Here is a 17,193-nt window from a genome sequence, read left to right on the forward strand (position 1 = left end):
CTCCTCAGTTCTTTGCCTGGGCAGGCTGGGCGCCGCTGGTGGCGTTCGTGGTCGGAGCTCCCGCTTCCTGCGCCTGGACCGCGGCGCCCGGGCGCACGCGCTGCAGGCCTTCGACGATCACGCGCTCGCCGCTCGCGAGGCCCGCCGTGACGACCCATTTGTCGCCTTGCGACTGGTCGGCCGTGACGGTGCGGGCTTCGACCTTGCCTTCGCCGTTCACGACCATCACCTGCGCGTTGCCCCGCGGGTCGCGACTCAGCGCCGCGTGCGGCACGAGCACGGCGTCGGCGTTCACGCCTTGCGCGAGGCGCGCCCGCACGTACATGCCGGGCAGGAGTTCGCCCTTCGGGTTAGGGAAGACGGCGCGCAAGGTCACGCTGCCGGTCCCCTGGTCGACGGTGACGTCGGAGAAGGCGAGCTTGCCTTCGGCGCCGTATTGCGAACCGTCCTCGAGCACGAGTTTGACCGGAACCGTATCGCCCGCAGTGCGCTTGAGTTTGCCGGCAGCGAGGTCGGCGCGCATGCGCAGCAGGTCGGCGCTCGACTGTGTGACATCCACGTAGATCGGATCGAGTTTCTGCACGGTCACGAGGGCTGCGGCCTGATTCGCGGTGACGAGTGCGCCCGGCGTGACGGTGGAGCGGCCGATGCGGCCGGCGATCGGAGCGGTGACGCGCGTGAAATCGAGATCGACCTTCGCCTTGTCGACCGCGGCCTTGGCGCCCGCGACGTCCGCCTGCGCCTGCTTCAGCGCGGCGGCCGCGTCGTCGTTGGCCTGCTTGCTGACGGCCTCGATCTGCACCAGCTCGGCGTAGCGTTCGGCCTTGATCTTCGCCGCGTAGAGGTTCGCTTCGGCGCGTGCGAGTGCCGCCTTGGCGCTGTCGTAGGCGGCCTGATAGGTCGCCGGGTCGATCTGGTACAGCACCTGACCGGCCTTCACCTCGCTGCCCTCGACGAAATCGCGTTGCTTGACGAGGCCGGTCACTTGCGGACGGACTTCGGCAATCAGCCAGGGTGCCGTGCGGCCGGGCAGCTCGGCCATCATCGGCACGGCTTCGGTCTGGACGGTGACGACAGTGACGGCCGGAGCGGGGGGCGGGCCACCGGCGCCCTGTGCGTTCGCCGCTTGCTTGTCGCCACTGCAGGCGGCGAGGATCAGCGCGCTTGCGATCGAGAGGGCCAGCGTTCTGGAGGGCAGGGTGGGGATCTGCATAAATCGCCTCGAGTTGGGGTCGGCACGGACGGCACGTCTTATGGGCGCGGCCTGTGTCGAAGGTAGAATGATCATTCTAGATTGAACGCTCATTCTATGTTAGGCTCCCTCGCAGTGCAACAGAAAGTGAGGACGCGTTGCGTTCCTTTGGAGATAGCTTCAATGTCTGCAGAACATGTCGATCAGCCTCGCGCGGAAGCGCGCCGCGAACAGATCCTGTCCGCCGCGGCCGACTGTTTCCGGTCTCACGGCTTTCACGGCGCAAGCATCTCGCAGATATCGAAGGCTGCAGGGATGAGCGCCGGTCATATCTACCACTACTTCGAGAACAAGGAGGCGATCATCGCTGCCATCGTCGCACGCGACCTTGAGCATTTGTTGACACTGACGGCGGAAATGAGATCCGCGTGCAACCTCAAGGAGGCGATGCTGGAGTGCGTGACGACGGGCGTGGAGGACAATCTCGAGCCGCATTACGCGGGACTGAACCTCGAAATCGTCGCGGAGGCTTCTCGTAATCCGCGCGTTGCGAAGATCGTGCACGACGCGGACGTCGCCTGCCGCGAGAGCCTGTGCCTGACCTTGCGCCACATGCGCCAGGCGACCGGCCACAAGGACGATGACGCCACTCTCGCTGCGATGGTCGAGGTGCTCGCTGCGATGTTCGAGGGGCTGATGTGCCGCGCGATCCGCAATCCGGAAATCGACAAGGCGACGGTGATGCGCCTATTCCAGCGCGCGGTGCGCGATCTCCTCGAACAGCCGTCCTGACGCCTCGTATGTCTCGATCTGCCGGACGGTAAAGTGGCCGCAATATCGCGCCGGTAGCCTGTGTCCGCGCCGGGTGAAGGATGTGCTGCCCGGGCAACATCCCACAGACCCGGCGCCGCCTCCGCGGCGCTCTCCCGGAGGATCAAGCATGCAACGCAAACTGACGGTGTTGTTCGTCGCTGCCGCGATCGCCGGCATGTCCGCAGCCGGCCATGCCGCGCAAGGGCCCAGCAGCAGCCAGAGCCCCTATCTGACGCCGATTGCCGGCGGCGTGGAATTCACGTCCATCCTGACTGTCGGCGACACGGTCAAGAAGAAGCACAAGGGCAACGAAAGCTACCGCATGGTCGGCATTCCGGACGGCCTGGGGGCCTACGACAATGGCGACGGCACGATCACCGTGCTGATGAACCACGAGCTGCGCAACACGCTCGGCGTGCCGCGCGCCCACGGGGCGAAGGGCGCTTTCGTGTCCACGTGGCAGATTCGCAAGAGCGACCTGGCGGTACTCAATGGGGAGGACCTGATCCAGCGGCAGGTGCTTGCCACCTCGAACGACCCGGCGATCAACCGCCTCTGTTCGGCCGACTTGCCGGCCCGTAGCGCCTTCTTCAATAGCCAGAGCGGCAAGGGCTTCAGCGAAGGCCGCATCTTCATGAGCGGCGAAGAGGTCGATGGCGCAGGGCGAGCCTTTGCGCACCTCGCCGCGGGGCGTGACCACGGCACGTCCTACGAGGTGGCGGCGCTGGGCAAGGCCGCGTGGGAGAACCTGATCGCGAGCCCGTTCGAACAGGACAAGACGGTCGTCGCCGGGATGGATGACGGCGCGCGCCTGGGCAGCAAAGTCTATTTCTATGTCGGTGAAAAGAAGGACAGCGGCTCTCCGATCGCGATGGCGGGGCTCACGGGCGGCACAAGGTATGAGGTGCTGGCGGGCGCGGCTGCGACCGAGGCGACGATCGCGAACGATTTCGTCGCGCGCTTCAGCCTCGTCAAAGCCGGCGGCACGGGCCTCAACCGCGTCGAGGACGGCGCGTGGGATACGCAGAACCCGAACCGCTTCTACTTCGTCACGACCGATCAGTTCAACGGCAACAGCCGGCTGTGGAGCCTGACCTTCGACGACATCACGGCGCCCGAGCGCGGCGGCGAGATCCGCGTGCTCATCAATGGTGCCGTGAGCGGTCAGCAGATGATGGACAACATGACCGTCGACGGCGCGGGCAACCTCTGGCTGCAGGAGGACGTCGGCAACAACCCGCACCTGGGCAAGATCTGGAAGTACGAGCCGGCGAGCGGTGCGCTGACGCTGGTCGCCGAGCATGACGCGGCCCGCTTCATCGCCGGCGCCCCGGCCGATATCGACGGGACCGATGCGAAGCAGTCGGACGAGGAGTCGTCGGGGATCATCGAAGTCAGCGGGCTGTTCGCGGGCGTTCCGGGCTACGACACGGATCTCTTCCGCTACTTCCTGCTCGACGTGCAGGCGCACTACAACAGCGTCAATGGCGTGCCGCTCGACGCCGAGCTGGTCGAGGGTGGCCAGCTCCTGATGATGCGGGCTCCCCGCTGATCGACCGGGCCGCGGCGGAAGGCCGGTTGCGCCGGCCGCCGCGGCTGTTCAGACGAGTCCGCGCGAGCGCAGTTCGTCCTTGAGATAGGCGTAGAAGATCGGCGCCGCGATGACGCCGGGCAGGCCGAAGGCGGACTCCATCACCAGCATCGCGAGCAGCAGCTCCCACGCGCGGGCGCGGATCTCGCTGCCTACGATGCGGGCGTTGAGGAAGTATTCGAGCTTGTGGATGCTGATCAGGAAAGCCAGCGACGCCACCGCGATCTCGGGGGAATGCGCGAGGCTGACGACGACGATCACGGTATTCGAAATCAGGTTGCCGATGATCGGCAGCAGGCCGACGACGAAGGTCACCGCGATCATGGTCTTGACGAGGGGTAGGTGCGCGCCGAAGAGCGGCAGCGCGACCGCCAGATAGAGCGCGGTGAAGATTGCGTTGAGCGCCGAAATCTTCACCTGCGCGAAGACGACGCGCCGGAATGAGCTCGCGAGCCGGTGGGCCCGTTCCCCCAGAGCCCTCGCCAGCGGCGCGTACTCGCGCCCGGCCTGCAGCTCGTGCAGCGAAATGATCGCGCCGATGATCAGGCCGATCAGCACGTGGGCGATGACGCGCCCGGCTTCCTTGCCAAGATTGCCCACTTCGGTCGCATGTTCGCGCAGCCAGCCGGTGATCAATTCGCGAATCGCGCTGACGCCATTGGGAATGTGATCGACGACCCAGGGGGGCACCGATTCCCGTATGCCTTCGATGATGACCGCCATTCGGTTCAGCAGCCCGGCGAGGCTGCCGGTATCGCCGCGGAAGAAGGCGACCGTTCCGATGCCGATCGCCGCGACGATCATCACCGCCAGTCCCACGACCAGCACGAGGGCCGCCGTCTTGCCGCGCCGGTTGGAGAAGGACTTCTGCAGGCTGGGAGCGAGCAGATGGACCAGTTCATGGACCAGCAGGCCGGTGAGCAGCGCGGGCAGGAGATGAAGCTCCAGCACCAGCACGAGGGAGAGGCCGGCCAGTATCCATGCGGCAAGGAGGCAGCGGCGTTCGGTCAAAGTCGGAATGGGTGCGTTCATGGCGGGGTCAACGATACACCAGCGCGGGGCGAGTCCGCCGTCACAGGCCGAGACGGCCGTCTCGCAGCGGCGGGCACCAGTAGTAACCGCCGGTCGTCGGCCGCGTGAAGCGGAACAGGCCGTCGACGATCCCGTCCTCAAGTCCGGCCATGCGGCGCAATTGGGCTTCGAAGGCGTCCAGGCTGTGGCCGAAGGCGACGAAGAGGAGCCCCGCCTGGGTTCCGTCCGACCAGGGCATCGAACGGCGCAGCACGAAGGCTTCGGGTGTGAAGCTCTCCTGCGCGGTGCGTTTGACGTGCGCGGACTCGGGCGCGTCGTCGAGTTCCTCGTTGTCGCTGCGGCGGCGGCCCATGATGTTGTCGCGCTCGTCGGGCTGCAGCGCGTCGAAGCCGTCGAGGTCGTGCACCCAGTGCTGGATGGCGACGAAGCTGCTGCCGGCCTCCATACCTTCGGCGACGACGGCCGCGGCGACTGCGTCGTCGCCGTCGGGGTTCTCGGTGCCGTCTTCGTAACCGGTCAGGTCGCGACCGCCGTCGTAACGGAAGGCGTCGGTCTTTTGCACGAGGCGCAGTGCAGGCGCGAGGGCCGCTTCGAGGCGGCGGCTGCGGTGCAGCAGTTCGCCGCGGTCGTCCCCGCGCAGCCAGCACCAGAGCGCGTGTTGGGAGGAGGGGATGTCGACGCCCTTGCCACTCAGCGCAGGGAAGACGCGCAGGGCCGCGACCTCGCGCCCGAGGGCTTGCACGAGCGATTCGCCGAGCCCGACGACCGTGCTCGTGCCTTCGACGAGGTTCGTCAGGCGGTCAATCGCCGCCGGCAGGTCCGCGGCCGATTCCAGTGCGAAGAACAGGTGCTGTGCGTGGGCCGGCACTGCTTCGAGGATGCCCGCTTGGTACTGACTCATGTCTGCTCCTTGGAATGGATTGCGCACTGGGCGGATTCTATTCGAGGGGCACGCGGATTGCATGCTTGGGGATGGGCAGGCTAAGGTGCCGATGTGTGCGGCCTATTGCGGGCAGGGCGGGAGGCGTTGGACGATGCCGGTTGCAGCGTTGCGGAACTCGTGGAAATTCTGGGTCGATGTGGTCAAGGCGACCGTCCGCCTGTGGCTGGACGCGCAGGTGTTCGTGCACGCCGCGGCGCTGGCCTTCTTCACCGTGTTCTCGATCGCGCCGGTGGTGATCGTCGCGGTGACGATCGTCGGCCTGGTGCTGGGGGAATCCGCCGCGCAGGGTCAGATCGCCGAGCGGCTGCAGGCGGTGATCGGGCCGGAGGCTGCGGCGGCCGTCCAGACGGCGGTCGAGGGCAGCCGCATCGAGCGCAGTGGCATCCTGCCGTCGCTGGCGGGGTTCGGCGCGCTGCTGTTCGGTGCGACGACCGTGTTCGCGCAGATGCAGAACGCGCTGAACGCGATCTGGGGTGTGGCGCCGCAGCCGACGCGCAGCAGCGTGATGCTCTATGTGAAGGGGAGACTGCTCTCGCTGACGGTGGTGCTGGCGATCGGCTTCGTGCTGCTCGTGTCGCTGCTGCTGAGCGTGGCGGTGCAGGCGCTGGTGGTGTTTGCGCGGGACTGGGTGCCCGTTCCGCCGTACTTGCTCGTGGTGCTCGACTGGACGGTATCCCTGTTCGTCGTGACGCTGCTGTTCGGGACCATCTTCCGCGTGCTGCCGGATGTGATGCTGCGTTGGCACGATGTACGCGTGGGGGCGTTCGTGACCGCGCTGCTCTTTGCGTTCGGCCGATTGCTGATCGCGCGTTATCTGTCGACGACCGCGACCGCGTCAACGTATGGCGCGGCCGGTTCGCTGGTGTTGCTGCTGATGTGGGTCAACTACTCGTCGCTGATCCTGCTCCTCGGCGCCGCCTTCACGCGTGCGCATCTGGAAGCGCGAGGACGCCCGGTACGCCCGCGCATCACGGCCGTACGCGTGCATCGGGAGCTGATGCAGGATTCCTGATCAGGCGATGTGCTCCCATAGGGTGGTCTCTTCTTCGAAGCGGTCCAGTTCGAGACCCTCGAAATCCGCCCGCGCGACGATCGCGTGCACCTTGCCGTTACGCACGACGGGCAGGTGGCGGAAACCGCCGTCGTTCATCAGACGCAGGGCGTCGATCGCATGCGCGTCGGGTGGAATCGTCACCGGCTTGTGAGTCATGACGTCGTCGAGCTTGGTGTGGGCGGCGTCGACCCCGTTGCCGAGCATCCGGACGGCGTCGCGTCCGGTGAAGATGCCGACAAGATGCCGGGTACGATCGGCGACCAGCACCGCACCGACGTGACGGTCGCACATCCGTTCGCAAGCGAGCTTCACGCTCGCATCCGGCGGCAACATCAGCGGGTCCTGATTCTGGACAATGTCGGAAATGAAGCGATTGGTCATGGTGATCCTCTCTTGCCTTGGCTCCCCCAAGCCCTCCCTGTGAAGCTTCAGCCTAGCAGGTGATTGTGACAAATTCTTCCTGCTCTTCGAGAATTCGACCCCAATCACGAGCTGGGCAAGCGTGAAATGCCATGTCATGATCGGCGCCCAGTGCGAAGGGGGCTTACTGCATGATCGCGAGGCGCAAACTCTACCGCGGCAATGATCTGCGCCGCGCCCAGAACATTGCCGAACTGCGGGCGATGGCGGCGGCGCGCGTGCCGAACTTCTGCTTCGAATACCTCGAAGGCGGTGCGGACGACGAGCTCACGCTGCGGCGCAATCGCAGCAGCTACGATGCCGTCACCCTGTTGCCGCGCACGCTGGTGGACGTGTCGGTGCGCGATCTCGGCTGCGAGCTCTTCGGTTCGCGCATCGAAATGCCGATGGTGATCGCGCCGACGGGCTTCAATGGGCTGCTGTCGCACGAAGGCGACCTGATGCTTGCGGAGGCGGCGCGCGAGGCGGGCATCCCGATGTGCCAGAGCATGGTGTCGACGGTCGAGCTCGAACGCCTCGCCGCGACGGGCGTGCGCCACTGGATGCAGATCTATCCGTTCAAGGATCGCGACAACATCGCGAAGATCGTGAAGCGTGCCGAGCGTGCGGGTTCGGAGGCGATCGTGCTGACGACCGACGTTGCGCTCTTCGGCAACCGCGAATGGGATCGCCGCAATTACCGGGCGCCGATGAAGCTCGACGCCGCCAACCTGTTGCACGTGGCGATGTCGCCGCGCTGGGTGTTCGACGTGCTCGTGCCGCACGGCATGCCGCGCTTCAGAAATCTCGGCGATTTCCTGCCGCCGGGCCAGGACAGTGCGCGCAACGCCGCGACCTTCCTGTCGAAGCAGATGGACCCTTCGCTCAACTGGGGGGATGTGCAGTGGCTGCGCGATCTGTGGCCGCGCAAGCTGATCGTCAAGGGCATCCTGTTGCCGTCCGACGCCTTGCGCGCCCGCGAGATGGGCGTCGATGGCATCGTCGTCACGAACCACGGCGGGCGGCAGCTCGACGGTTGTCCCGCGCCGATCGAGGTGCTGCCGCAGATCCGCGAAGCGGTGGGGTCGGAGATGACGGTCATCGTCGATAGCGGGCTGCGCCGCGGCAGTGATTTCGTCAAGGCGCGGGCCCTGGGCGCCGATGCGGCAATGTCGGGTCGGGCCACCTTGTATGGCCTCGCGGCAGGAGGCAAACCCGGCGTGCGGCGGGCGCTGGAGATCCTGCGTAGCGAGATCGACCGCACCTTGGGCCTGCTCGGCTGTCCGGTGCTCGGCGAGGTTGGCGCGGAACTCGTGTGCGCGCCGGCCTGCTGTCTCTGACCCGCGGCACGGCCGGGCTATCGGGAGCCGGAATGCCCTTGGACGAGCGTTTCATCCGCGCAGCTTCTTTGATCGAACAGGCGGACGGTCTCCTTATCACGGCCGGCGCGGGGTTGGGCGTGGATTCGGGGCTACCGGATTTCCGCGGTAGCCAAGGGTTGTGGAGGGCTTATCCGGCGCTCGGGCGTGCACGGATGGATTTCCAGGAGATCGCCTGCCCGGATGCGTTCCGGCAGCATCCCGATCTCGCTTGGGGCTTCTACGGCCATCGGCTGAAACTATACCGCGAGACGCAGCCCGGCCCGACTTTCGCGATCCTGCAGGCGATCGTGCACCGCGTGCCGGCAGGGGCCTTCGTCTTCACGAGTAACGTCGACGGCCAGTTCCAGAAAGCCGGTTTTGATCCCTTGCGCATCCTCGAATGCCACGGCCCCATCCACCACTTGCAGTGCATGACCGGCTGCACGAACGCGATCTGGCCGGCAGACGGCTTCGCGCCCGAGGTCGATGAAGACGCCTGCCGGCTCACGAACGAAATGCCGCGCTGCCCGCGCTGCCGCGGACTGGCGCGGCCGAACATCCTGATGTTCGGCGACTGGGAATGGATCGAGGACCGGACGCGTGAGCAGGAAGTCCGCTTCGCCGCCTGGCGCCGCAAGGTCGAGCGCATCCTCGTGATCGAGATCGGTGCCGGGACGGCGGTCCCGTCGGTGCGCTTCTTCGGCGAGCGGCAGAACGCTCCGCTGGTCCGGATCAACACCACCGAGGCAAAGACCTCGAGTGAGCGCGGCGTGTCGCTGCCGATGACGGGCGCCGAGGCGATGCGCGGTATCGCGGCCGTGCTGACCGCGAACGGTTTTCTGGAAGCCTGAGCTAGCGAGCGATCGACACGACTTGGCCGGTCCGGGAGTCGATGATTGCGTTCGGGCCGACGGGCGCGTAGTAGCGGCCATCCTGGCCAACGTAGCCCGGTCCGACCGGCGTATAGACCTGGCCGCTTTGCACGTCTACAGCGTGGCCGGAACTCGACGCCGGTTCGCAGCCATAGACGACGGCGCGGTCGTTGATCCAGCAGGCCCGTCCGTCCCGAGTCTGCACACGTGCGTCAGCCAGCGCCGACGACGACAAGGCTGCCGCCACCGCGGCAAGAAGCAGGAGTCTCATGATTAATCTCCCTTGCTGCTTGTTCGATCCCGTGTCTTAAAAATAGGCGGCGGGCGCGACGGACGAAACGGAAGAAAGCTCCTGTCTTTGCAGGAGCTTTGTCATGGTGCCCGGTGGGAGCGATCAGCGGGTCGGAGAGCTACTCGAAGCTCATGAAGCAAAAAGCCCGACCACATCGGGTCGGGCTATTCACTTGTAATCGCGCTGGTGCCGGCAACAGGAATCGAACCCGTGACCTACCGCTTACAAGGCGGGAATAAATATCATTTATCGGCGTTGATACGGGTTGAAGTGATCTATTAAGTTATTGTTTGTATTGCGTTTGTGCGTATTATCGCGTTGCCAGAGGTTGACTCGGGTTGAGATAATTCCTACCCAATTCCTACCCAGAGCGACCTACAGACTCCATGCAAGGGGAGCGACACATGCGACGCGAACGCCTTACCGACACCAAGATTGCCAACTTCCGCCCGACGAAGGACGCCTACCTGCGGGACACCGAGTCGCACCTTGCCGTCCGCGCTCGGGCGACAGGTTCGAAAGTGTTCGTGTTCATGAGCACGCTACGCTACAAGGATATCCGCATCGCCATCGGCGAAGTCGGTGCCGTTTCGCTGCCCGACGCTCGCCGCAAGGCGCAGTCGTGGCAGGAGTTGGTCGATCAGGGCAAAGATCCGCGCGAGGTGATCAAGGAACAGGAGCGCGAGGCGCAGGCGGCGGAAGTTGCACGTGCGACCGAGTTAGAGGCGCAGGCCCGCATCGAGGCGGCAAGGGCCGTCACTGTTGGCGAGGCATGGGACGCCTACCTTGAGGCTCGGCGCGCGAAGTGGGGCGAGCGGCACATGCAAAATCACCTCGCGATGGCGAAGGCGGGCGGCGAGCCACGGGGTAGGGGGCGACGCAAGGGCGAATCGGACAAGACGATGCCCGGCCCACTGTATCCCCTGCTCGCTGTGCGTCTGGGCAACCTGGATGGCGATGCTGTCAGGGCATGGCTCGAACCGCTGGCGCAACGCACGCCGACACAAGCGGGGCAGACATACCGGGCCCTACGTGCGTTCATCGGCTGGTGTAGCGATCACCCGCAGTATCGAAGCGTGACGCACGGGGACGCGTGCAACCGCCGTATGGCACGCGATACGCTGCCGAAGGCGAGAGCCAAGGATGATTGCTTACAGCGCGAGCAACTCCCCCTGTGGTTTGAACACATGGGCAAGATCGGAAACCCTGTGATCGCCGCGTATCTGCAGACGTTATTGCTCACAGGGGCGCGGCGGGAAGAGCTGGCGGGGCTGAAGTGGGAGGACGTCGATTTTCGGTGGCGGAGTATGACGATTCGCGACAAAGTGGAAGGCGAGCGCACGATTCCGCTGACCCCCTATGTCGCCTCGCTGCTCGCTCCATTACCGCGCCGAACCGTGATTCGCGACGGCGAACCCGTTTCATTGCCATGGGTGTTTAGTAGTCCGACAGCCGAATCGGGAAGGCTTCAGGAACCGCGCATCCAACATATGAAGGCACTCAATATGGCTGGCCTTCCGCACTTGTCGATACATGGTCTGCGCCGATCATTCGCGACGCTTTCGGAGTGGGTCGAGTGCCCAGCCGGGGTCGTCGCGCAAATCATGGGGCACAAACCGAGCGCGACCGCCGAGAAACACTACCGTCGTCGCCCGCTCGATCTGCTGCGCATGTGGCATGCCCGAATTGAAAGCTGGATTTTGGAGCAGGCTGGGATTGAACAGCCGGCTCAGGATCAAGACGACCAGCAACGACTCAAGGTGGTGGGATGAGTGACAAGCACGAGCAGCGAGACGCCGGAGACAAGCGGAATGCGTCGGACCAAAAAGACCTCGACTTGTACGCATACCGGTTCATGAAATTGGTTGCTGCCGTCAAGCAGCATTACGAATGGGACATGAAATGTAGCCCGACACCGCTCCGAAAGCGATTGACTGCCGCGGCCAAAAAAATGAACGAAGTCATCGCATTTCTTGACGCTACCCCGGATTTTGAAGCGTTCCATGACGCTCGTCCCCAGCCATCGTGGCCGCCAAAAGAAGGCGAAGACTACAAGTACGGCGACTGGCCGCTTTATCAAGACATTCGGCGAAACATGCTCCTGTTAGAAGAGTCCGCCCGCATGTATGGAGAATGTCTGCCCGACTCGCGACAACGCCGTGCGTTGCCCTTCGCCGCACTTGGTCTCCTATATCTACGACATCGCCATGGTTATGAGCCGTTAAAGTTGAGCATCGATAGTGAGCATGTGCAGGAACTTGAAAGGCTCTGTACCGCAGCCGGAATGTTGCCGCTTGAGCGCGAGACTTTGCGAAATGCACTTCGAGATTCGAAGCCAAAATTCAATCGGGATTCCCCTGAGCCCGTCTATTGGCCGATTCTTCAATAGGTTATTTTCATCGCCTTATTGACCCCCTCAACTTAGTTTTGAATGTTAGGGGGCCTCCATCACGATCCATTGCGTTCAATTCACATGGGCCCTTCGCAATGGAAAGCAACAACACTATCCCTTTCACGTGGCGTGCCGATCTCGTCGGCAGGAGCCTTTCCACCCAAGAAGTCGCTGACGCTCTGCGCGTCCGTCGTCAGACCGTCGCAAAGGCCCTCTGCCTGCATGGGCACTACATGGGTCTGAAACCGCGGCGGCTTCCGAATGGCCGCCTCCTGTGGAATGCCGACGATCTCGCAAGACTGATCGGAGCGGACGCCAAATGATGGGCGAAGAAAAGGCCGATGCTGGGGGGCAGCACCGGCCTTACGAACAACCCAAGGACGACAGGCGCAATCATACGGACGCCGGGGCCACGCCTCACTCGGCGATTAGCGGCAAGTCAATGTCGTTTGACAGAATCCCCGAAGAGCTCAAAACGTTCCACCAATGGGCTGTTTGGAAGTACGAAGAAGAAACACGCGAAGACGGGACCAAGCGAATCACCAAGGCCCCGTACCAAACCAACGGACACAGGGCAAGTCCCACGGACCCGAACACCTGGGCTGATTTCGAGTCAGTGATCTACGCCATGTCGTTCGGCGTATTCAGCGGCATCGGCTTCATGCTGTCGAAAGATGATCCTTACACGATCATCGACCTAGACAACAAGCCCGACAAACCGGCGACGCCTGAACAGCTCGCACGGCACACCAAGATTTATGAGACGTTCCAAAGCTACACCGAACTGAGCGTCTCCGGGACCGGCGTGCATATTGTAATGCGGGGCGTCGTGCCGTTCGGCGGGCACCGGGACAACGTCGAAGTTTATTCCGACTCGCGGTTCATGGTTTTCACCGGCAATGTTCTGCGGGACATGCCAATCACGGACGGGCATCAAATCTGGCTTGATCGGCTTTATGCTGGTATGCATCCGATCACGAAAACCACGCTGATCGACGTCGAAGGCACGATGGACGACGGCGAGCTGGTCGATATGGCCATGAACGCTAGGAACGGTGATAAGTTCACCGCGCTGTGTAACGGCGAGTGGGAAAAGCTCAACTACCCGTCACAGTCCGAGGCCGACTTTGCCCTGATGGCGATGCTTGCGTTCTACACCGGGAGCAATGAACAGGTGCGGCGCATCTTTCGCATGTCGAAACTCGGCAAGCGGGACAAGGCGACTCGGGATGACAAGTACCTGAATCGCATGCTTGAGAAGATCAGGGCGCAACAGCCGCCTGAGATCGATCTATCTGCGCTCCTTCAACAAGCTGACCAGTTGATGGTTGAGCCGGACTGCGCATCCGAGACTGATGAAAATCTAAACGTGCCCGCCACGGCAATATCGAGTATCGCGACAGCAACAGGAATGGAGCTTCCGCCGGGGCTCGTCGGCGAGATGGCAGACTTCTTTTACAACACTGCAACTCGCCCCGTCCCTGAAATCGCGCTTGCGGCGGCGATCGCTCTGATGGCCGGTGTATGTGGTCGTGCCTACAACGTCTCGGACACAGGTCTCAATCAATACGTCATTCTTCTTGCGAAGACCGGCTCCGGCAAGGAGGGCGTTCGAAAGGGGATCGAAAAACTCATCGCTGCCGTTCGTTCCCAAGTTCCAAGGGCAGACGACTTTATCGGCCCTGCCGGCATCGCCTCGGGCCAAGCGCTCATCAAAGTCTTCAACGACAAACCGTGCTTTGTCGCTGTGCTGGGTGAGTTCGGCATCACTCTGCAACAACTTGCCCATCCGCGTGCGAATTCCGCCGAAAAGATGCTCAAGCGCATGTTGCTCGATCTCTATAACCAGTCAGGGTGGAGCGGCATCTTGCGGCCGACAGTCTATTCAGATGTCACGAAGAACACGCAGGCCGTTCAAGCTCCAAACTTGACTCTTATCGGAGAGTCGACGCCGTCGACATTTTTCGATGGGCTCGATGCAAGTCACATCGAAGATGGGTTGATTCCGCGATTCCTCGTCATTGAGTACAAGGGAGCGAGGCCGAAATTTAATCGCAATCACGGGAGCATGCCCGCCGCCGCGCTTGTCCGTAGCTTCGCTGATCTTGCAGCGACGGCGATCTCTGTCGGGGACAGGGGCGTTCCGCCATGTTTGGTGAAGCAGGACGAAACGGCCGAAGCGAAGCTTTTTGCCTTCATGGAGGAGGCTGACGCCCGCGCGGCTCGCGCAAATTCAGAAGGCCCGGTGGCAGAGGTTTGGAATCGCGCCTATCAGAATGCCATCAAGTTGGCGGGACTGATTGCCGTCGGCGTGAATCATTACGATCCGTTAATCACGGGGGGAATGGCCGATTGGGCAATTGTCTTCGTGCGGCGCTGTGTGTTGAACCTTGCGGAGCGCTTCGAGAGCGGAGACGTGGGATCGGGCGACTCGAAGCGCGAACCGGACATCCGTAAGGCGGTTGAAGCTTACCTCTCCATGCGCGTGCCGCAACGTCAGCAATACAAGGTTCCCAAGAGCCTATGGGACAAGCCCGTGGTGCCGTTCGGCTATCTGCGTCGTCGCCTCCGCCTGCTCGCCTCATTCAAGGCGCCGAACCGTGATTCCGCTGCAGTCCTAGAAAATTCACTACGGGAATTGGTGAAAGCGGGAATTTTGAGTCAAATTCCGCCGCATCAGGCGGTATCTCAGTTCGGAACGCAGACGGATCTATATATCAAGGGGCCTGCATGGTGAGGGGGAGACGGTGGGGAATGGCTGACCTATCCCCGCTCATGCCCTTACAAACCATGGGAGTTAGGCGAATAGGGGAAAGGGGATAGGGGGATAGCAAAAATGGACATTTCTCCCTCTGTTTCACTTCTCGATCTCATGCTGCCCCACCCCTCCTATCCCCCTATCCCCTATTCGAATGAACATCAATATTCACAAGGGAGTTACGGGGGATAGGCGGGGGAAAGAAATGGGGGATAGCCATGATGCACCACCTCTCGCCCCGTGATCAGCAAGCAGTAGGACGAAGCCATGAACAGCGAAGATCGAATCGAACGCATCGCGATAGAACTTCTGACGATCGCAGACCGCGAGGAGATTGAGCGAGTCTTCGATACCAGCGGCGACGTTCGCGTCAGCGAAAAGGATGCAGCACGGCTAATTGGCTTATCGCATGGTGGGCTGAAACACATGCGGCAGGAGGACGAAGAAAGACCGCTAGGCGAGGATTGCAGGGCTCCGGAATGCGTCCCGACAGGAAAGGGGCTGAGACGGTGCCGCTACTCGTATCGCCTTACTGCGTTGGCGCAATGGATCGACGACAACCGCCCGAGGCTCTACGCCCATCTGTGGCAGGAAAAATAGCGGCCGCTCAACGATAAGGGCATTAACGGCATGGATGGTGTGATGCGCCTGCTGGACGATGGAATAACCATCAACCACACAGGACGCACCCATCATGACCGCTCCCGTTTCCGTTCTCGCCAAGGGCACCCAGTTCGCACGCATTGCAATCTGCCTTGGTCGTGCAGGTGAGCTTGGCTTGCCTGCCGCGCTGCAAGTCGCCGAATCTACCTATGGCCCCACGTCGCAAGTCGCCGCCGTCATCCGCGCCGCTGTCGCTGCCGGGACCACGGATGATAGCCAATGGGCGGCGCCGCTCACCGAGGCGCAGATCATCGCCAACGATTTTCTTGAGGCCACGCGCACCCGCAGCGTGCTCGCGAAGCTGACCGATCTGCGGCGCGTGCCGACGAAAGTGAAAGTCCCGGTTCAGACAGGACGCGCGACCGCGTACTGGGCGGGGCAGGGTGCGCCGAAGCCGTTGTCGAAAGGCTCGCTCGATTCCGCCACGCTTGAACCGCGCAAGGTCGTTGGTATCGTGCCGCTGTCGCGCGATCTCGTCCGCCTCTCGAATAGCACGGCAGAGGCATTGGTGCGGCGTGACTTGGTCAATGCCGCTGCTGCCCTTGCCGATGCGTCCTTCCTCGACCCGACGAGCACGGGCGTCCCCGGCGTGCAACCGGCTTCCGTCACCGCAGACCTCACCCCTGTGGCCAGTACCGGGAACGTGCCTGCCGACGTCGAAGCGCTAATCGGCGCGTATGCGGGCGACCTCGAAACCGCCGCGTTCATCACCGATCCGCTGACCGCGGTTCAGATCGGGCTGCGGTCGAGCGGTAGTAATGCGGTCGTCGTCGGCGCAAAAGGCGGCGAGGCGGTCGGCATTCCGGTTTTCACGTCGTCGGGTTCGCCGCGTTCCACGAGTGGCGGGCAAATCGTGCTGCTCGATCAGGCTGCGGTGCTGATGGCGGATGAGGGTATTCGCCTCGACGTTTCCGAGCAGGCGGCGCTGCAGATGGAGGACGCCCCGAGCGCGGGCGCGCAGGCGATGGTCTCGCTGTGGCAGAACAACCTTGTCGCCTTCTTGATGGAGCGCCGTTTGAACTGGTCGGCACCGCTTCCCGGAACGGTCGTGCTGCTCAACGGCGCGCTGTACGGAGGCGCGTGATGGTTGCCCGAAAGCAAACCAAGTATCTGACGCGCGACCTGCACGCGAAGATCGAGCAGCTGGAAGTGCGGTTCAAGGCGTTGGAGGCTGCGTACATCTATCTGCTCGATCGACAGGCCCGGGAGCAGGCAGGGCTGCCGATCCCGGAGAACAAACCGATTCTTGGAGTGATGCCATGCGACCGGAACTGAAGGAGATGGGCGATAGCCTCCTGAAAACCGTCAAGGACGTAATCGCACGCGCCGTCTCGAAGTCGCAGGACGAGCAATTGGAGGTCGTCGCCGGGTTGGAGGCGCGTCTGCTGAGCAGGGTGTCCGAGCTTGAAGCGCGTATTGCGGATTTGGAGGCGGGCAAATGACCACCGATGTCCAGAGCAACTTCGAACAGGACTTCCACCGAGCATTCGAGCAGTTCGGCGAATGTCTCGGACACCAGATGCTGCAACTGCGATGGCACAGCACGACGGTCACCGAGGACGGCAAAGGGCTGTTGATCCTGTTCGAGGATCACGAGGAGCGAGCTTGGGGCATGTCACTCGACCTGGCTCGACCCCTCGACGGTCAGCCGGTGCGTTTGTCGCGTGTCGATTGACGCGGCAAGCGACGAAATCGCGCGATCACGGGGTTACTGATGCGCGGGCAAGTGGGTGACATGGGCGACGGCAACGATCGCCCTATGCCCCGGATTCGCGCGGTATGACCGGGGGGGGGAGGTAGCAATGCGATTCGAGAGCAGGCTGGAACCCGA

Annotated in this window: 18 protein-coding genes and 1 tRNA gene; 13 read left to right on the forward strand and 6 right to left on the reverse strand. The window is 63.1% G+C overall.

Annotation, left to right across the window (positions count from 1 at the left end):
• Nucleotides 1–4 precede the first annotated feature (4 nt).
• Nucleotides 5–1,213 carry an efflux RND transporter periplasmic adaptor subunit gene (locus tag VJ673_RS24410; protein WP_324128788.1) on the reverse strand — a complete coding sequence of 403 codons (1,209 nt, stop codon included), beginning with the start codon at nucleotides 1,211–1,213 and terminating at the stop codon, nucleotides 5–7.
• Nucleotides 1,214–1,375: 162 nt separating this feature from the next.
• Between VJ673_RS24410 and VJ673_RS24415 the strand changes: the two genes are divergently transcribed.
• Both VJ673_RS24415 and VJ673_RS24420 read left to right on the forward strand, forming a co-directional pair.
• Complete coding sequence (locus tag VJ673_RS24415; RefSeq protein WP_324128789.1) at nucleotides 1,376–1,984, forward strand: TetR/AcrR family transcriptional regulator; 609 nt, start codon at nucleotides 1,376–1,378, stop codon at nucleotides 1,982–1,984.
• 148 nt (nucleotides 1,985–2,132) lie between these two features.
• Nucleotides 2,133–3,557, forward strand: coding sequence for a hypothetical protein (locus VJ673_RS24420; protein WP_324128790.1), 1,425 nt, complete (start codon nucleotides 2,133–2,135; stop codon nucleotides 3,555–3,557).
• 48 nt (nucleotides 3,558–3,605) lie between these two features.
• Here VJ673_RS24420 and VJ673_RS24425 read toward each other — a convergent pair whose 3' ends face one another.
• Nucleotides 3,606–4,628 carry an AI-2E family transporter gene (locus VJ673_RS24425; protein ID WP_324128791.1) on the reverse strand — a complete coding sequence of 341 codons (1,023 nt, stop codon included), beginning with the start codon at nucleotides 4,626–4,628 and terminating at the stop codon, nucleotides 3,606–3,608.
• Nucleotides 4,629–4,668: 40 nt separating this feature from the next.
• A complete protein-coding gene (locus tag VJ673_RS24430; RefSeq protein ID WP_324128792.1) occupies nucleotides 4,669–5,529 on the reverse strand; it encodes a Dyp-type peroxidase in 861 nt (286 codons plus the stop codon).
• 133 nt (nucleotides 5,530–5,662) lie between these two features.
• Between VJ673_RS24430 and VJ673_RS24435 the strand changes: the two genes are divergently transcribed.
• A complete protein-coding gene (locus tag VJ673_RS24435; RefSeq protein WP_324128793.1) occupies nucleotides 5,663–6,583 on the forward strand; it encodes a YihY/virulence factor BrkB family protein in 921 nt (306 codons plus the stop codon).
• Here the strand turns inward: VJ673_RS24435 and VJ673_RS24440 are convergent, their stop codons facing one another.
• Entirely contained in the window at nucleotides 6,584–7,006 is a 423-nt protein-coding gene (locus tag VJ673_RS24440) for a CBS domain-containing protein (protein ID WP_324128794.1), read from the reverse strand. It abuts the gene before it with no gap.
• 170 nt (nucleotides 7,007–7,176) lie between these two features.
• On the opposite strand from VJ673_RS24440, the gene VJ673_RS24445 reads away from it, so the two are divergent.
• Together VJ673_RS24445 and VJ673_RS24450 are read left to right on the forward strand one after the other, a co-directional pair.
• Nucleotides 7,177–8,364, forward strand: a complete 1,188-nt coding sequence (locus tag VJ673_RS24445) for an alpha-hydroxy acid oxidase (RefSeq protein WP_324128795.1) — start codon at nucleotides 7,177–7,179, stop codon at nucleotides 8,362–8,364.
• A gap of 32 nt (nucleotides 8,365–8,396) precedes the next feature.
• Entirely contained in the window at nucleotides 8,397–9,236 is an 840-nt protein-coding gene (locus VJ673_RS24450; RefSeq protein WP_324128796.1) for an SIR2 family NAD-dependent protein deacylase, read from the forward strand.
• 1 nt (nucleotide 9,237) lies between these two features.
• On the opposite strand, the gene VJ673_RS24455 is transcribed toward VJ673_RS24450, so the two are convergent.
• Together VJ673_RS24455 and VJ673_RS24460 are read right to left on the reverse strand one after the other, a co-directional pair.
• Nucleotides 9,238–9,528 (reverse strand): hypothetical protein, encoded by a 291-nt coding sequence (locus tag VJ673_RS24455; protein WP_324128797.1) that lies wholly within the window; start codon nucleotides 9,526–9,528, stop codon nucleotides 9,238–9,240.
• 205 nt (nucleotides 9,529–9,733) lie between these two features.
• Nucleotides 9,734–9,803 (reverse strand) — tRNA-Thr (locus tag VJ673_RS24460).
• A 150-nt stretch (nucleotides 9,804–9,953) separates the two neighbouring features.
• On the opposite strand from VJ673_RS24460, the gene VJ673_RS24465 reads away from it, so the two are divergent.
• The 8 genes from VJ673_RS24465 (at nucleotide 9,954) to VJ673_RS24500 (ending at nucleotide 17,037) form a co-directional block, all read left to right on the forward strand.
• Nucleotides 9,954–11,321, forward strand: coding sequence for a tyrosine-type recombinase/integrase (locus tag VJ673_RS24465; RefSeq protein WP_324128798.1), 1,368 nt, complete (start codon nucleotides 9,954–9,956; stop codon nucleotides 11,319–11,321).
• Nucleotides 11,318–11,938, forward strand: coding sequence for a hypothetical protein (locus VJ673_RS24470; RefSeq protein WP_324128799.1), 621 nt, complete (start codon nucleotides 11,318–11,320; stop codon nucleotides 11,936–11,938). Before VJ673_RS24465 ends, VJ673_RS24470 begins: the two co-directional genes overlap by 4 nt.
• A gap of 322 nt (nucleotides 11,939–12,260) precedes the next feature.
• Entirely contained in the window at nucleotides 12,261–14,678 is a 2,418-nt protein-coding gene (locus tag VJ673_RS24475) for a phage NrS-1 polymerase family protein (RefSeq protein ID WP_324128800.1), read from the forward strand.
• Between the two features lie 288 nt (nucleotides 14,679–14,966).
• Complete coding sequence (locus tag VJ673_RS24480; RefSeq protein ID WP_324128801.1) at nucleotides 14,967–15,299, forward strand: hypothetical protein; 333 nt, start codon at nucleotides 14,967–14,969, stop codon at nucleotides 15,297–15,299.
• Between the two features lie 94 nt (nucleotides 15,300–15,393).
• Nucleotides 15,394–16,446, forward strand: coding sequence for a phage major capsid protein (locus tag VJ673_RS24485; RefSeq protein ID WP_324128802.1), 1,053 nt, complete (start codon nucleotides 15,394–15,396; stop codon nucleotides 16,444–16,446).
• Entirely contained in the window at nucleotides 16,446–16,637 is a 192-nt protein-coding gene (locus VJ673_RS24490; RefSeq protein ID WP_324128803.1) for a hypothetical protein, read from the forward strand. Before VJ673_RS24485 ends, VJ673_RS24490 begins: the two co-directional genes overlap by 1 nt.
• Nucleotides 16,622–16,804: a hypothetical protein gene (locus VJ673_RS24495; protein WP_324128804.1), complete on the forward strand. Its 183-nt coding sequence runs from the start codon at nucleotides 16,622–16,624 to the stop codon at nucleotides 16,802–16,804. Before VJ673_RS24490 ends, VJ673_RS24495 begins: the two co-directional genes overlap by 16 nt.
• Nucleotides 16,801–17,037 carry a hypothetical protein gene (locus VJ673_RS24500; protein ID WP_324128805.1) on the forward strand — a complete coding sequence of 79 codons (237 nt, stop codon included), beginning with the start codon at nucleotides 16,801–16,803 and terminating at the stop codon, nucleotides 17,035–17,037. Before VJ673_RS24495 ends, VJ673_RS24500 begins: the two co-directional genes overlap by 4 nt.
• The last annotated feature ends 156 nt before the right edge of the window (nucleotides 17,038–17,193 follow it).

Origin of the sequence: Aromatoleum sp. (assembly GCF_035254505.1) — a bacterium.
Lineage (GTDB): Bacteria > Pseudomonadota > Gammaproteobacteria > Burkholderiales > Rhodocyclaceae > Aromatoleum.

Coding starts and splice junctions, on each gene's coding strand:
- VJ673_RS24410 (WP_324128788.1), bottom strand. CDS start 1,213: ATGCAGATCCCCACCCTGCCCTCCAGAACGCTGGCCCTCTCGATCGCA.
- VJ673_RS24415 (WP_324128789.1), top strand. CDS start 1,376: ATGTCTGCAGAACATGTCGATCAGCCTCGCGCGGAAGCGCGCCGCGAA.
- VJ673_RS24420 (WP_324128790.1), top strand. CDS start 2,133: ATGCAACGCAAACTGACGGTGTTGTTCGTCGCTGCCGCGATCGCCGGC.
- VJ673_RS24425 (WP_324128791.1), bottom strand. CDS start 4,628: ATGAACGCACCCATTCCGACTTTGACCGAACGCCGCTGCCTCCTTGCC.
- VJ673_RS24430 (WP_324128792.1), bottom strand. CDS start 5,529: ATGAGTCAGTACCAAGCGGGCATCCTCGAAGCAGTGCCGGCCCACGCA.
- VJ673_RS24435 (WP_324128793.1), top strand. CDS start 5,663: ATGCCGGTTGCAGCGTTGCGGAACTCGTGGAAATTCTGGGTCGATGTG.
- VJ673_RS24440 (WP_324128794.1), bottom strand. CDS start 7,006: ATGACCAATCGCTTCATTTCCGACATTGTCCAGAATCAGGACCCGCTG.
- VJ673_RS24445 (WP_324128795.1), top strand. CDS start 7,177: ATGATCGCGAGGCGCAAACTCTACCGCGGCAATGATCTGCGCCGCGCC.
- VJ673_RS24450 (WP_324128796.1), top strand. CDS start 8,397: ATGCCCTTGGACGAGCGTTTCATCCGCGCAGCTTCTTTGATCGAACAG.
- VJ673_RS24455 (WP_324128797.1), bottom strand. CDS start 9,528: ATGAGACTCCTGCTTCTTGCCGCGGTGGCGGCAGCCTTGTCGTCGTCG.
- VJ673_RS24465 (WP_324128798.1), top strand. CDS start 9,954: ATGCGACGCGAACGCCTTACCGACACCAAGATTGCCAACTTCCGCCCG.
- VJ673_RS24470 (WP_324128799.1), top strand. CDS start 11,318: ATGAGTGACAAGCACGAGCAGCGAGACGCCGGAGACAAGCGGAATGCG.
- VJ673_RS24475 (WP_324128800.1), top strand. CDS start 12,261: ATGATGGGCGAAGAAAAGGCCGATGCTGGGGGGCAGCACCGGCCTTAC.
- VJ673_RS24480 (WP_324128801.1), top strand. CDS start 14,967: ATGAACAGCGAAGATCGAATCGAACGCATCGCGATAGAACTTCTGACG.
- VJ673_RS24485 (WP_324128802.1), top strand. CDS start 15,394: ATGACCGCTCCCGTTTCCGTTCTCGCCAAGGGCACCCAGTTCGCACGC.
- VJ673_RS24490 (WP_324128803.1), top strand. CDS start 16,446: ATGGTTGCCCGAAAGCAAACCAAGTATCTGACGCGCGACCTGCACGCG.
- VJ673_RS24495 (WP_324128804.1), top strand. CDS start 16,622: ATGCGACCGGAACTGAAGGAGATGGGCGATAGCCTCCTGAAAACCGTC.
- VJ673_RS24500 (WP_324128805.1), top strand. CDS start 16,801: ATGACCACCGATGTCCAGAGCAACTTCGAACAGGACTTCCACCGAGCA.